General features: G+C 36.8%; 12 protein-coding genes and 1 other RNA gene. 10 read left to right on the forward strand and 3 right to left on the reverse strand.

The features are described 5' to 3' along the window. Positions 1-20 precede the first annotated feature (20 nt). From mdoH to J3U66_RS08435, 10 genes are all read left to right on the forward strand, one after another. On the forward strand, positions 21-2378 hold the full coding sequence (gene mdoH, locus J3U66_RS08390) for a glucans biosynthesis glucosyltransferase MdoH (protein WP_267348724.1): 2358 nt from the start codon (positions 21-23) through the stop codon (positions 2376-2378). 67 nt (positions 2379-2445) lie between these two features. Further along, positions 2446-3420, forward strand: coding sequence for an elongation factor P--(R)-beta-lysine ligase (gene epmA, locus J3U66_RS08395; RefSeq protein WP_267333359.1), 975 nt, complete (start codon positions 2446-2448; stop codon positions 3418-3420). Positions 3421-3465: 45 nt separating this feature from the next. Next, complete coding sequence (rmuC, locus tag J3U66_RS08400; protein WP_416379735.1) at positions 3466-4773, forward strand: DNA recombination protein RmuC; 1308 nt, start codon at positions 3466-3468, stop codon at positions 4771-4773. A 151-nt stretch (positions 4774-4924) separates the two neighbouring features. Continuing rightward, positions 4925-5170 carry an exodeoxyribonuclease VII small subunit gene (gene xseB, locus J3U66_RS08405; RefSeq protein ID WP_267333357.1) on the forward strand — a complete coding sequence of 82 codons (246 nt, stop codon included), beginning with the start codon at positions 4925-4927 and terminating at the stop codon, positions 5168-5170. Continuing rightward, on the forward strand, positions 5160-6032 hold the full coding sequence (gene ispA, locus J3U66_RS08410; protein ID WP_267333356.1) for a (2E,6E)-farnesyl diphosphate synthase: 873 nt from the start codon (positions 5160-5162) through the stop codon (positions 6030-6032). The genes xseB and ispA overlap by 11 nt, the downstream gene beginning before the upstream one ends. A 14-nt stretch (positions 6033-6046) precedes the next feature. Continuing rightward, positions 6047-7909, forward strand: a complete 1863-nt coding sequence (gene dxs / locus J3U66_RS08415) for a 1-deoxy-D-xylulose-5-phosphate synthase (protein ID WP_416379631.1) — start codon at positions 6047-6049, stop codon at positions 7907-7909. A 7-nt stretch (positions 7910-7916) separates the two neighbouring features. After that, positions 7917-8201: a cell division protein ZapA gene (zapA, locus tag J3U66_RS08420; protein WP_267333354.1), complete on the forward strand. Its 285-nt coding sequence runs from the start codon at positions 7917-7919 to the stop codon at positions 8199-8201. Between the two features lie 65 nt (positions 8202-8266). Beyond that, positions 8267-8447, forward strand: a non-coding RNA gene (ssrS, locus tag J3U66_RS08425) — 6S RNA. A gap of 31 nt (positions 8448-8478) precedes the next feature. Continuing rightward, positions 8479-9024: a 5-formyltetrahydrofolate cyclo-ligase gene (locus J3U66_RS08430; RefSeq protein WP_267333353.1), complete on the forward strand. Its 546-nt coding sequence runs from the start codon at positions 8479-8481 to the stop codon at positions 9022-9024. Positions 9025-9258: 234 nt separating this feature from the next. Beyond that, positions 9259-10719 carry a catalase gene (locus J3U66_RS08435; protein ID WP_267333352.1) on the forward strand — a complete coding sequence of 487 codons (1461 nt, stop codon included), beginning with the start codon at positions 9259-9261 and terminating at the stop codon, positions 10717-10719. A 124-nt stretch (positions 10720-10843) separates the two neighbouring features. Here J3U66_RS08435 and J3U66_RS08440 read toward each other — a convergent pair whose 3' ends face one another. The 3 genes from J3U66_RS08440 to rnr are packed head-to-tail and all read right to left on the reverse strand — an operon-like array spanning position 10844 to position 14618. After that, entirely contained in the window at positions 10844-11467 is a 624-nt protein-coding gene (locus tag J3U66_RS08440; protein WP_267333351.1) for a hypothetical protein, read from the reverse strand. Between the two features lie 4 nt (positions 11468-11471). Continuing rightward, on the reverse strand, positions 11472-12227 hold the full coding sequence (gene rlmB, locus J3U66_RS08445; protein WP_267348728.1) for a 23S rRNA (guanosine(2251)-2'-O)-methyltransferase RlmB: 756 nt from the start codon (positions 12225-12227) through the stop codon (positions 11472-11474). Then, a complete protein-coding gene (gene rnr, locus J3U66_RS08450) occupies positions 12228-14618 on the reverse strand; it encodes a ribonuclease R (protein WP_267348730.1) in 2391 nt (796 codons plus the stop codon). Between the last annotated feature and the right edge of the window lie 37 nt (positions 14619-14655).

The raw sequence follows: 14655 nt of genomic DNA on the forward strand, positions 1-14655 counted from the left end.
TATAATAATAAGCCAATAATATGAAAAACAATTACTTTTCAACTCTTTCTGGTGCAGCTAACTGGCACCAGAATTTAAAAAACAATGATATTCCTTCAGATGATAGTGAGTTTTTAAAATATCGCCTAAACCAAATTGGTGATACCTCAACTTATATCGATGAAAGAAAGCAGCAACCAAGTTACCCGGAAGTTGAACGGGTCTCGATTCAACCACAAATATGGAATAAGCGTTATCACGCCAAAATGAAGTCAGGTTTGAATATTTTAGCGTTGATACGCCGATTAATCATGCTTGCGCTTATTGTAGTACAAACCTATTTTGGTACCAGTTATTTATCAACACTATTACCCTATCAAAGCTGGCAAAAAATTAATTTTATGGCCAACTGGGCAATCAATCCTGAATTGGCAATATATAGTATCATTCCTTATATTATACAATGGTTTATTATCGCTCTGTTTGCAATTTTATTTGCCTGGATCTCAATTGGATTTTGGACCAGTATTATGGGGCTTATTTTAGCTATTATGGGGAAAGATCGTTATACCATTGAAATCCCAAAAGATGCTGCAGCACATATTGATGCCAAACATCGTACAGCCCTTGTTATGCCAATTTGTAATGAAGATGTCGCACGTGTGTTTGCTGGGTTACAAGCAACTTATCAATCATTGGTGGAGACCGGAAACGCAGCTTGCTGTGATTTCTATATTTTAAGTGATACCAATGATCCTGATCTTTATGTCAATGAACTAAAAGCTTGGGCTGATTTTAATGCCCAAAAACAGAATAATGGTTGTAATGTTTTTTACCGCCATCGTAAGCGTCGTGTTAAGCGCAAAAGTGGCAATATTGATGATTTTTGCCGACGTTGGGGACATTTATATGAATATATGCTAATTCTTGATGCTGATAGCATTATGACAGGTGATTGCATACTGAATATGATTGCAATGATGGAGATGACGCCTAAAGCAGGTATTTTACAATCTCCGCCTAAATCAGTCAGAATGAAAACCCTTTACGGACGAATTCAGCAATTTGCTAATCAAATTTATAGTGATATTTTCTGTTCTGGAACCCACTTTTGGCAACTCAGTGAAGCCCAATATTGGGGACATAACGCGATGATTCGCTTAAAGCCATTTATTGAGCACTGTATTTTATCGCCACTACAAAAACGCAAAGGACCAATACATATTTTATCGCATGATCTTGTTGAAGCAACCTTAATGCGCCGTGCCGGTTATGGTGTTTGGATTGCTTATAATATGAATGGTAGCTATGAAGAGTTACCTGGAAATATGATTGAAGATCTTAAACGAGATAATCGTTGGTGTATGGGGAATTTAATCAATTTACGCTTAATTTTTAAAAGTGGTATTACACTAACCCACCGTGTTATGTTTTTAACCAGTGGTATGGCATATATCTCATCTTTGTTATGGTTAATATTTTTGATCTTCTCAACATTACTGCTATTAGTTTTTAATTTGTCAGATCAGCAATATTTTTTCCAGCCAAATCAATTTTATCCTACCTGGCCCAAATGGGATGAAAATTTAGCAATTCAACTATTATCTACCACTATGGTGTTATTATTTGCGCCAAAATTTTTCAGTTACGGCATTATTATTGCTAGAACAGGCGCTAAAGAGGTAGGCGGTGTCTTTAAATTGACCCTATCTATATTTATTGAAATGATATGGTCAATGATTTTAGCACCAATACGGATGATCTTTCACAGTAAATTTGTGATAAAAGCCTGGTTAGGGAGTAAAATTCAATGGAAATCACCCTCCAGAAACGATGATGCTTTAACTTGGGGAGAATCATTCTATTTTTGTTGGCCTCTTTCATTATTAGGCATAGTTTGGTTATGTATTATTATCTGGTTAAATCCGCAATTTACATTATGGTATATCGCCATACTTATCCCGTTAACCATTTCACCACTGGTCATTAGGGTATCGGGCTTATCAAGTATTGGTATCAAAGCGCAAAAAGCAGGTTTGTTTTTAACCCCTGAAGAAACGCACCCAGCAAGAGCGGTAACACTTACAGGTGAGTATTTGGTTAAAACTGAAGCAAATATTGTTGAACATGGTTTTATAATGGCATTAGTTGATCCTTTGTATAATGCATTAGCTTGTGCATTATCCACATCGCGCCATTTATCTAATGTAAAAAATCAGCAAAAACGTAGTGAACTGATTGAACAATTTGAACAGGTTGATTTAGCAAAAATCAATAAAGAACAACAACTAGCAATTTTAGAAGACCCAATTATTCTTTCTGCACTTCATCGTCATATTTGGCAACAGCAAGAAAAATACGACAATTTATTCACTTTGTGGCAAAATGAACGCCAGTAATAAAAAATAGGGCATTAGCCCTATTTTCTTTTTTTAGTAACTAATCAAAATCCATGGATATTTTTTTATGACTTGGCAACCTTCCTCATCTATCAATAATTTACTTAAGCGCGCGAAAATTATTTCACAAGTACGACAATTTTTTGCTGATCGCTGTATATTAGAAGTCGAAACGCCGACATTGAGCCAATATGCTGTTACAGATGTACATTTAAGTTCATTTTCTACAACATTTTTTAAACCAGGTGAATTTGACGAACAACTTGGACGAAAGATGTCTTTAATCACCAGCCCTGAATATCATATGAAACGTCTACTTGCCGCTGGTAGTGGTCCAATTTTTCAAATATGCAAATGCTTTCGTAATCATGAAGAAGTTGGTCGTTTTCATAATCCAGAGTTTACCATGCTCGAATGGTATCGTATACAGTATGATATGATGCAAATGATTAATGAAGTCGACGACCTATTACAAACTATTTTAGACTGTGAGCCGGCTGAACGAGTCTCGTACCAAAAGGCGTTTCAACGTCATTTAAATATTGATCCACTAGAAGCCGATCACGCGACATTAGTAAAAGCCATTAACCAACTTGATATTGGTATTAATGTTGATGATTATGACAAAGATGGGCTATTACAATGCTTATTCACTTTTGGTGTAGAACCCCATATTGGACTTGAAAAACCGATTGCGGTGTATCACTTTCCCGCATCCCAAGCCGCATTAGCTGCAATTAGTAGTGAAGATCATCGTGTAGCTGGCCGTTTCGAGTTTTATTATAAAGGGGTTGAGCTTGCCAATGGTTTTAAAGAGTTAACTAATTCACAAGAGCAAAGACAACGTTTTGAGCAAAATAATTTAGATCGCTCTAAACAAAATCTACCTCAACAAAATATCGATATTGAATTACTTGCCGCCATGGAGTCAGGTTTACCGGATTGTGCAGGTGTTGCTATAGGCTTAGATCGTTTAATCATGTTAGCCCTCAATTCAACGACCTTAGATGACGTTATATCGTTCACTTTTGATAGGGCTTAAACCATGCTCGGAACTTTAGGTTTAACTCAATGGGTTGCTATCATCATGACTGTGATAGCATTGATATTATTAATTGTAGTGATTAAATCTAAACTCACTATAAATAATATAAAGCAATTATTTGAATTGCAACTGTCGCAAAAAAATCATGAAAGTCAATCTTTGACTGAAAAGTTACAACAATTAGAAAATGAACTCAATCAATATCGTCTACAATATGTGACACAAAATGCAACTATTACTGAGCTAAAAACCCGTTTGGAAGAAACGAAAAGCTCAGCTTATGAAAAGCAATCAATACTTGAGCAAAGTGAGCAGCGGCTAACAACTCAGTTTGAGAATTTAGCTAATCGAATTTTTGAGCAAAGTGGTAAAAGAATAGAACAACAAAATAAGCAAAGCCTTGATTATTTACTTTCTCCGCTAAAAGAGCAATTAGAAGGATTTAAAAAGCAGGTACAAGATAGCTTTGGTCAAGAGGCAAAAGAACGCCATACCTTGACGCATGAAATCCGTAATTTGCAACAACTTAATGAGCAGATGACAAAAGAGGCCAACAACCTAACTAACGCTTTAAAAGGTAATAATAAAACCCAAGGTAATTGGGGCGAATTTATTTTAAGTCAAATACTTGATAATTCAGGGCTAAGAGAAGGTTATGAATATGATACACAAGTTAATTTGACCAATGAAAACAATCTGCGATTGCAACCAGATGTTATCGTTCACTTACCACAAGGTGGAGATGTGGTCATTGACTCGAAAGTAACACTTGTTGCTTATGAACGTTATTTCAATAGCGATGATGATACGATTAAAAGTAAATCAATGGCTGAACATTTAGCCGCTGTACGTAATCACCTAAAACAACTAAGCCAAAAAGATTACCATAAACTTAATGGAATTAATTCGTTAGATTATATTTTAATGTTTATTCCTGTTGAGCCAGCGTTTTTATCGGCCATTGATCATGATCCTGCGTTGATTAACGATGCTTTAAAAAATAATATTATGATAGTCAGTCCAACCACATTATTAGTTGCTTTACGTACGATTCATAACTTATGGCGCTATGAATACCAAAACCGCAATGCTGAATTAATTGCCGACAAAGCAAGTAAATTATATGATAAAGTTCGTGGTTTTATTGAAGATATGGAAAACTTAGGAAATTGCCTTGATAAAGCTCAGCAAACTTATCAAAATTCGTTAAATAAACTATCCAAAGGACGTGGTAATATAATTGGACAAATTGAACGTTTTCGTGAAATGGGCATCGAAGTTAAAAAACCGATCAATCCTGATCTAGCTTTAATATCGAAAGATGAAGTAGATAGTGAAAACGAAGATTAACTGTTATTGTCAAATAATCTTAAATTGTGAATACCATGAGTTATTATGTTATTAAATTTTCAGAGGAAACACATATTTCAGCATAAAAATAACCTTATTTATCCTTATTGAAATTATGTGTACACTCATTTACGCAAAAAAGGAAGCGCATATGGCAAAAAAACCAGTGACAGAACCAAGTTTTGAACAAACACTTAAGCAACTTGAAGCGATTGTTTCACAACTGGAAAATGGTGATTTACCATTAGATGAAGCATTAAATGAGTTTGAAAAAGGGGTTAAATTAGCCCGAACAGGGCAAAAACAATTACAACAAGCAGAGCAACGTATTCAGATATTATTAGCTGAAAATAGTGATGCGCAGTTGTCTGAATTCTCAATTAATCATGATGAATAATCTTAATGTATTACAAGAACGGATTAATTCGTTTTTAGCAGCCTACATTTCGCAGTTTCCTTGTTCCGAATTACAACAAGCAATGCGTTATAGCTTGTTAGCAGGGGGTAAGCGAATTAGGCCTATTCTGGTTTATTTAACAGGACAGATGTTTAGTTGTTCACTCGCTAAACTTGATGATGCGGCGGCAGCCATTGAAGCAATACATACCTATTCGTTAATCCATGACGATTTACCCGCTATGGATAATGATGATTTACGTCGAGGCAAACCAACTTGTCACATAAAATTTGGGCAAGCGCAGGCAATATTAGCCGGCGATGCCTTACAAACGTTAGCATTCACTATACTCTCTGAAAGCCAACACATTAATGACCAAACTAAAATTTCAATGATTGCTGAACTAGCCAAAGCTAGCGGATTAAATGGCATGTGCATTGGACAGTCACTGGATTTACAAGCTGAACATCAAACGGTAACACTTGAGCATTTACAACAAATACACAATTATAAAACTGGTGCACTAATCAAAGCAGCCGTCCGACTTGGTGCGTTGGCATGTGGAGAAGACAGTAAACCTTACTATGCCATGTTAGACAGTTATGCTCAAGCAATTGGGTTAGCGTTTCAAATTCAGGATGATATTTTAGATATAATCGGTGAACAAGCAATTATGGGCAAACCTCAAGGTTCAGATATCGCGCAAGAAAAGAGCACGTATCCCGCTTTAATTGGACTACAATCAGCAATAAAAATGACCCAAACGTTGTATGACCAAGCTATCGATAGTCTTAACCAAATACCTTATGATAGCCAACCATTACAAAAACTGGCTGATTTTATTATTAATCGTAAAAGTTAAACAATAGCTCAATGATGACAATGAATTTGGATAATTATCCGTTACTAAAAACCATCAACTCGCCAGAAGATTTAAGACGATATCCTTTGTCTCAATTACCCGAAATTTGTCGCGAGTTAAGACAATTTTTACTTGATAGCGTTAGCAAATCGAGCGGTCATCTTGCATCCGGATTAGGTGTTATTGAGTTAACTGTTGCATTACATTATGTATATTATACGCCCTTTGATAAGGTTATATGGGATGTTGGGCATCAAGCTTATCCACATAAAATTTTAACTGGTCGCCGTGATAAGATGCTCACGATTCGACAAAAAGATGGATTACATCCATTTCCTCATCGTGAGGAGAGTCTATATGACGTATTAACAACCGGTCACTCATCTACATCGATTAGTGTTGCGCTTGGAATAGCTATTAGCGAGCAAAAAAAACAATCAGGGCAAAAAGTTGCCGCAGTTATTGGTGATGGAGCATTAACTGCAGGCATGGCGTTTGAAGCCATGAACCATGCCGGGCATATTAAGCCAGATATGTTAGTGATTGTTAATGATAATGACATGTCAATTTCTGAAAATACAGGTGCGCTTAATCAACATCTAACCCAAATTTTATCAAGTAAAGCTTATGCCTCTTTTCGTGAAAGTGGTAAGCGAGTACTTGCCAATATTCCACCACTTAAAGAGCTATTTAAAAAAACGGAAGAACATTTAAAAGGATTAGTCACGCCAGCTATTTTATTTGAAGAACTTGGCTTTAATTATATAGGCCCCGTTGATGGGCATGATGTTGAAAATTTAGTTCTCACATTGCAAAAAGTGCGTCAACTAAAAGGACCACAACTACTTCATATTATTACCAAAAAAGGCAAAGGATATGCGCCAGCTGAACAAGATCCAACATTATGGCATGGCGTCCCTAAATTTAACCCAGTTGACGGAACTTTGCCTAAAACCAACAATGTTGCCCCAACTTATTCACAAGTCTTTGGTGATTGGTTATGTGAAATGGCAAAGCATGATAAACAGCTAGTTGCAATAACGCCAGCTATGGGTGAAGGATCAGGCATGACAAAATTTGCTGATCAATACCCTGATCAGTTTTTTGATGTTGCCATTGCAGAACAACATGCTGTCACGCTGGCAACAGGATTTGCAATTAGCGGTTTTAAACCTGTAGTTGCCATATACTCAACATTCTTACAACGCGCTTATGATCAAGTTATTCATGATGTTGCCATTCAAAATTTACCCGTACTATTTGCTATTGATCGAGCTGGGATTGTTGGCGCTGATGGTGAAACACATCAAGGTGCATTTGATCTAAGCTTTTTACGCTGTATACCCAATTTTGTTATTATGACACCAAGCGATGAAAACGAATGTCGGCAAATGCTCTATACCGGTTATTTACATCATGGCCCTGCTGCTGTGCGTTATCCTCGTGGTGAAGGTATTGGTGCTTTATTAAAACCGTTACAAACAATACCGTTAGGTCAGTCAAAATTGTGCCGTGAAGGGCAAAACATAGCTTTACTCAATTTTGGCACATTACTGCCTGAAGTTTTACAGGCAGCCAACCAAATTAATGCTACAGTCATAGATATGCGCTTTGTAAAGCCATTGGATGAAAAAGTCCTTTTGCACATTAGCCAAACACATAATATACTGGTCACCGTTGAAGAAAACAGTATCAAAGGCGGAGCTGGTAGTGGCGTCTGTGAATTTTTATTATCGAAAAAAATAAAATGTGATATTTTAAATATTGGGTTACCTGATAAGTTTATTGCGCAAGGATCACAAACTGAGGTTCGCAATGAACTGGGTTTAAACTGTGAACATATTATCAAAAAAATTAATAATTTTATAAAACAATAGGTTAAATATGGAAACTAAAGCTGTCACTATTCAAATTTTTGGACGTACTTTAAAATTTAATTGTCCGGTTGATGAAGTTGACGCACTCGCTAATGCCGCAAAAGACTTAGATGCGCGCTTAAATAATTTACGTGAAAAGTCATCACAAATAAGTAGTGAACAACTCATTATGACCGCAGCACTGAATATTTCTTACGAACTAACAAAAGAAAAAGAAAAAAGTAATGAATTCAGTGATAGATTAAAAATGTTACAACAATTACTTGATTCAGCTTTAAATGGCAATAATTAACGGTTTTAATTGTAAATTTAATCAAAACGATCTTGTATCATTTGTTAATTTTAGTAATATTATACCCATCTCTGAGATGTTCGCGATATGGGTTAGTCCCCTGAGCCGATATTCTTTACTTTAGAACGGTGTGATTTTCAATTGGTGTGTATGCCTTATTGATAAGGAAACCTAAAAATTGGAACATGCTGTTCACCTTGAACCTTGGGTTCAAGGGTTACGACCCTAACGACATCTTGGAGTGCCTTTCATTGTTTTGACTTTGTAGTGGTAATTGATGAACATTAGACAGATTATCCGTCAAAAAAGACGGCAATTATCCCACCATGAACGCCAAGTTGCCCAGCAAAATATTTATCATAAAATTACCCATCATGCCGATGTTAATTCAGCTCAAAATATAGCGATATTTCTACCATTTGATGGAGAAATCGATACGCTACCAATAATCGAATACCTCTGGCAACAAAATAAATCTGTTTATTTACCCATTATTCATCCATTTGTGAAAACACATTTATTGTTTTTACACTACACCCCAAATACGCCTTTATTAAAAAATCGGTTTGGTATTTTACAACCGGCTTTAAACGTTTCAACTATCATACCGTATCAAAAACTTGATATTATCTTTACGCCATTGGTTGCATTTGATGAACGAGGATACCGAATGGGAATGGGCGGTGGCTATTATGATAGGCTACTTGAAAACTATCCAATATACAATATTAAACCTATTGGACTCGCTTTTGCTTGTCAAAAAGTCGAAAAAATCAATAATCAACCTTGGGATGTTCGATTGCCAGAAATTATTTATGCTTAACTGATAACCAAGCCCAAAGGATAAATACGAATCATTCGCATTATTACCCCAAAAAACATCAATTTATTTTATTTATCTATGATAAAAACCAAATTTAGCTATATAATAATTTAGCGTTAACTTTTTATCATGCACTACCGCCCTATTCTTTTGTCTTTTGAGCCAATATTTAATTCCAAATGGAGATAAATATTCTTGAAAGCACGTTATAAATATTTAAAAAGGAGTATTGCAATGTCAGAAAATAAAGTATTAACCACCAACAACGGCGCACCAATTGCCGATAATCAAAATTCTCGCACTGCTGGTCCTCGAGGCCCTGTATTACTCGATGATTACCAACTTATCGAAAAACTAGCCCAATTCAATCGCGAAAATATTCCTGAGCGTCGAGTCCACGCCAAAGGATCGGGAGCACACGGTACTTTTACAGTAACAAATGATATAACAAAATATTCATTTGCCAGTATATTTGCTAATGTTGGAAAACAAACACCTGTTTTTGTGCGATTTTCAACCGTAGGCGGTGAACGTGGTTCTTCTGATACAGCCCGCGATCCACGTGGTTTTTCAGTAAAATTTTACACAGATCAGGGTAACTGGGATATTGTTGGCAACAATACACCAGTATTTTTTATTCGTGATGCAATTAAATTCCCGGATTTTATTCATACCCAAAAACGTGATCCCAAAACAAACCTAAAAGATCCGCAAATGATGTGGGATTTTTGGTCCTTATCACCAGAATCACTTCATCAAGTGACCATTTTATTTTCTGATAGAGGAATTCCTGATGGTTACCGCCATATGCATGGGTATGGTAGTCATACTTATAGCCTTATCAATAAAGATGGGGTAAGAACTTGGGTGAAGTGGCATTTCAGAACTGAACAAGGAATTAAAAATATTGATCCTAAAAAAGCCTCAGAAATGGACGGAACTAATCCTGATTCAGCTCAAGAAGATCTATTCAAGGCGATTGAAAATGGCGACTATCCAAAATGGCGGCTTTATATGCAAGTGATGACTGAAGAACAAGCCGATCAACATCCAGAAAACCCTTTTGATGTGACTAAAGTTTGGTCACAAAAACAGTATCCATTAATCGAAGTCGGTGTAATGGAACTGAATCGAAACCCTGAAAATTATTTTGCTGAAGTCGAACAAGCCGCTTTTGAACCAAGTAATATAGTACCAGGAATAGGTTTATCTCCAGATAAAATGTTACAAGGTCGAGTTTTTGCTTATGCCGATGCTCACCGTTATCGAATTGGTACGAATTATCAACAATTACCTATAAATGCACCAAAATGTCCGGTACATAATTATCAGCGTGATGGCGCAATGCGTTTTCACAGCCCAGATAATGCGCCTAACTATGAACCGAATAGCGTTGATAGTGCACCTAAAGAGCAACCACAATATGCCTACCCGCCTATGCATGTCCCGGCAGGCACAATGGATAAGCATGATCATCGTGTTGATGGTGATTATTATTCACAACCAAGAGCATTATTCAATTTAATGAAACCAGATCAAAAACAGTTATTAATTGATAATATTGTTGGGTCGATGAAAAATGTTGATCGCAATATACAAATTCGTCAATTAAAACATTTTTATAAAGTTCATCCCGACTATGGGCAAGGTGTCGCTAAAGGTCTCGGTATTGATGTTAATTTAATCAAAGATTAACTTCATAAACAAGAAAAGCCGACGTAATAACGTCGGCTTTTTTATTTTTCAGATAACATGAACATTATTGAATAGTAAACGTTGTTACAAATATCTATAAAAAAATGAATTAACTTGATTAAAATTATTTAGCTTTATTTTTTTTAGTTAATTTTTTTAAGATAATCGACATTAATGGTCGATGGCATTTATATATCATATCAGGTGAAACCATAATCAATTCGGCAAGTGGTACTGTCCAATCGGGTTTGTCGGTATTGTCTAAATGTTTATCATCGATTGGAATCTCAATAGTATAACGCTGCGTATTGGCAAATAGCTGTTGTTTTTTAGCAATATCATTATCATCTTCATCACTCAGCATTTTACAATTATCAAGGATTTGCTGGGCGAAAATATCTGGCCAATTTTCTACGACATTTTTCATTTGCACATAATCAGAAATGTGTCTTAGCATGTCACGAAACAGTAGCAAATAGACCATTTGGACATTACGCCCCGATAAACTTGCTATCTGCTCGTCAGTTAGCGCTTTATTGATAACACTTGGACCCCATTTAAAAAACAGCGTATCTTTGTACATGTTTACAATCGGTTTTATTCGACGGTACTGTGTTTTAACTAGCTTATCAATTTCATGTGAAATTTGCAGAGTTGGGTAACCAACTCTGTTACGTCCATTAAGATCCCGCTCAGACAGCGATTTTTGCTGTTTTTTGGGCAAGAGTTTTTTTAACAATCCTAACATATTGTCATCCTTGTGATTGTTCTTTTTGCCGAACAATTTCGAACAGACAAACGCCAGTAGCGACCGATACATTTAGCGATGAGACAATTCCTGCCATCGGTATACTCACAAGTTCGTCACAATGTTCTTTCGTCAATCGACGCATGCCTTCTCCTTCTGCGCCCATGACTAAAGCAAGAGAGGTGGGTTTAGTAAAAAAATTGGTTTGATAAAGTGTTTTATCTGCTTCACCAGCAGTACCCACAATCCAAACTTGATATTCATCTTGCAACATACGCATTGTACGCGCTAAATTGGTCACCCTAACCACCGGCACACTTTCAGCCGCACCACAAGCAACTTTTTGTGATGTAGAGTTTAGCGAAGCGGAGCGATCTTTAGGCACAATAATAAAATTAACACCAGCAGCATCAGCCGTTCGTATACAGGCACCTAAATTATGCGGATCAGTGACACCATCTAAAATCAATATAACAGGATTCGATTCTTGTTCCATCAACAATGGAATATCGTTTTCTTGATAACTTCGACAAGGTTTTACCATAGCTAAAATACCTTGATGGACACCGTTCTTAGATTTTTCATCAAGCCATTGACGGTTAGTTATTTTCACCGGTAAAGCTAACTGTTCAAGCTGATGAACCAGTGAAATAAGGCGTTTATCTTCTCGACCTTTAATAATAAATACTTCAATAATTCTTTCCGGCGCACGGGTAAGCAGTGCTTCAATGGCATGAATGCCATAAACTGTTTCACTCATCTATTTGCTACTCTTTTTTCGTTTATTACTGGTTTTTGACTTTGCTCGTTTACTGTTTTTATTTTTAGGTTTACTTTCAATTTTACTTTGAGATTTTTCACTATTTTTACTGGTGGATTTTGTACTTTTGCGCTTAACAGGTCGATCAATTTTTGGCTTTTTCTGTTCTTGTTTCGATTTAGTCTTCGCTGTTTTACCTTGACGCATTGGTTTATTATTGCTGCCCACCAATGAAAAATCAATTTTACGCTCTTCTGGATTGACATTATCGACTTTAACTTGAACTTTATCGCCCAGACGATAACTGTAACGAGTATTTTCACCAATTAAACGATTACGTGATGGATCAAAAATATAATAATCGTTTTCTAGCGAGGATACATGAACCAAACCATCAATAAACAGATCATCTAAACGGACAAAAAAGCCAAAATTAACCACACTCGAAATCGTGCCATTAAATACTTCACCAACATGATCTTGCATATAATCGCATTTAAGCCAATCAACAACATCGCGTACTGCTTCATCAGCTCGCCGTTCAGTCATGGAGCAATGTTCACCAAAATAGAGCATTTCATTCATAGTATAACGGTGCCCACCAGTTTTACTGGTTTTATCAAGCTCATTGGCTAAAATCCATTTAATCGTGCGGTGCAATAATAAATCAGGATAGCGACGAATTGGCGAAGTAAAATGCGCATATTCATCTAACGCTAAACCAAAATGACCTCGATTTTCGGGATCATAGATAGCCTGCTTCATGGAACGAAGTATCACCGTTTGTAGCATTTCATGATCAGGACGTTCTTCAATTGCTAACATCAATTGGGCAATATCTTTAGATTTAGGATTGGTTCCGCCACCCAGTGATACGCCTAATTCGCTTAAAATACTTCGCAAATTATTCATGCGATCTTCATCGGGTTTATCATGGACGCGAAACAGTGAAGGCACGTTTGCCTTAATAACCAATTTGGCTGCTGCTACATTAGCTAAAATCATGCACTCTTCAATAATTTTATGGGCAACATTGCGCTGCACGAGCTCAATACTTTCAATACGTTTATCGGCATTAAAAATAAATTTTGGCTCTTCTGACTCAAAACCTATCGCACCACGTAAGACTCTTGAATTATCGAGCACATTATATAACCCGTAAAGATTTTCCAGATGAGGAACTAAATCATGATAATGTTCTTGTAACTCGCGATCACCCTCTAAAATTTTAGCCACTTTAGTATAGGTTAGCCGAGCATGCGAATTCATCACCGCTTCATAAAATTGATAACTTGTTAATCGACCTTTGTTTGATACCGTCATTTCACAAACTAAACATAACCGATCAACTTGTGGATTGAGTGAACAAAGCCCATTAGATAGCTCTTCTGGTAACATTGGCACAACGCGTGACGGGAAATAAACCGAGGTACCACGTAAACATGCTTCTTTATCGAGTGGTTTACCAGGACGAACATAGTAACTAACATCTGCAATGGCGACCCATAATCGATAGCCTCCACCTCGATTTTTTTGACAATACACCGCATCGTCAAAATCACGAGCATCTTCACCATCAATAGTCACTAAAGGAAGCTCTCGTAAGTCTTTACGACCTTTTTTCGCACTTTCAGGAACGTGATCGCTAAATTTACTCACTTCTTTTTCGACAGGTTTAGGTAATTCATAAGGAATTTCGTGATTACGTAGTGCGATATCGATAGCTAAATTGGTCCCCATGATTTCACCAAGAACCTCTTTAATAATACCGACTGCTTTTTGGCGGCGTTCAGGGCGTTTTTGCAACTCAACCACCACCACTGCGCCCATACGCACAGTGAGATTAGGTTTGCCAGCAATTAAAATATCGAAGTTTAAACGGCTATCATCCGGTACCACAAACCCAACACCTTGTTCAATAAAATAACGTCCGACAATTTGGTTACTACGAGGTTCTAAAATACGAACAACACGCGCTTCTGTTTTTCCACGATATTGATTACCCATAGGTTGAGCTAAAATAACATCACCTTGCAGTACCTTTTTCATCTGATCCGGCGATAAAAAATAATCCTCAGGCTGACCTTCTACACGCAAAAAACCAAACCCATCACGATGCGCAATGACACTGCCTTTAACCATCGCAAATTTTTCTGGCAAGGCGTAGCATTTACGGCGCGTAAAGACAACTTGTCCATCACGCTCCATTGCGCGCAAACGACGATGTAACGCGACTTTTTGCTCTTCGTTTTTAATTGCAACAGCCTGCGCAATTTTCTCTAAACTTGCGGGTTTGGCTTCTTTAGTTAAATAATCTAAAATAAGTTCGCGGCTCGCTATGGGAGATTCATATTTTTCTGCTTCTCGATCAAAGAAGGGATCTTTTATCATAAGGGATATCCGGTGATCTAATATTGCTGTTAGCATA

The organism is Gilliamella sp. B2969, from assembly GCF_026536195.1.
Taxonomy (GTDB): domain Bacteria; phylum Pseudomonadota; class Gammaproteobacteria; order Enterobacterales; family Orbaceae; genus Gilliamella.

What these genes read in the sequence shown, in the direction of transcription:
- mdoH (WP_267348724.1), top strand. Translation starts at nt 21, where the DNA reads ATGAAAAACAATTACTTTTCAACTCTTTCTGGTGCAGCTAACTGGCAC.
- epmA (WP_267333359.1), top strand. Translation starts at nt 2,446, where the DNA reads ATGACTTGGCAACCTTCCTCATCTATCAATAATTTACTTAAGCGCGCG.
- rmuC (WP_416379735.1), top strand. Translation starts at nt 3,466, where the DNA reads ATGACTGTGATAGCATTGATATTATTAATTGTAGTGATTAAATCTAAA.
- xseB (WP_267333357.1), top strand. Translation starts at nt 4,925, where the DNA reads ATGGCAAAAAAACCAGTGACAGAACCAAGTTTTGAACAAACACTTAAG.
- ispA (WP_267333356.1), top strand. Translation starts at nt 5,160, where the DNA reads ATGATGAATAATCTTAATGTATTACAAGAACGGATTAATTCGTTTTTA.
- dxs (WP_416379631.1), top strand. Translation starts at nt 6,047, where the DNA reads ATGACAATGAATTTGGATAATTATCCGTTACTAAAAACCATCAACTCG.
- zapA (WP_267333354.1), top strand. Translation starts at nt 7,917, where the DNA reads ATGGAAACTAAAGCTGTCACTATTCAAATTTTTGGACGTACTTTAAAA.
- J3U66_RS08430 (WP_267333353.1), top strand. Translation starts at nt 8,479, where the DNA reads ATGAACATTAGACAGATTATCCGTCAAAAAAGACGGCAATTATCCCAC.
- J3U66_RS08435 (WP_267333352.1), top strand. Translation starts at nt 9,259, where the DNA reads ATGTCAGAAAATAAAGTATTAACCACCAACAACGGCGCACCAATTGCC.
- J3U66_RS08440 (WP_267333351.1), bottom strand. Translation starts at nt 11,467, where the DNA reads ATGTTAGGATTGTTAAAAAAACTCTTGCCCAAAAAACAGCAAAAATCG.
- rlmB (WP_267348728.1), bottom strand. Translation starts at nt 12,227, where the DNA reads ATGAGTGAAACAGTTTATGGCATTCATGCCATTGAAGCACTGCTTACC.
- rnr (WP_267348730.1), bottom strand. Translation starts at nt 14,618, where the DNA reads ATGATAAAAGATCCCTTCTTTGATCGAGAAGCAGAAAAATATGAATCT.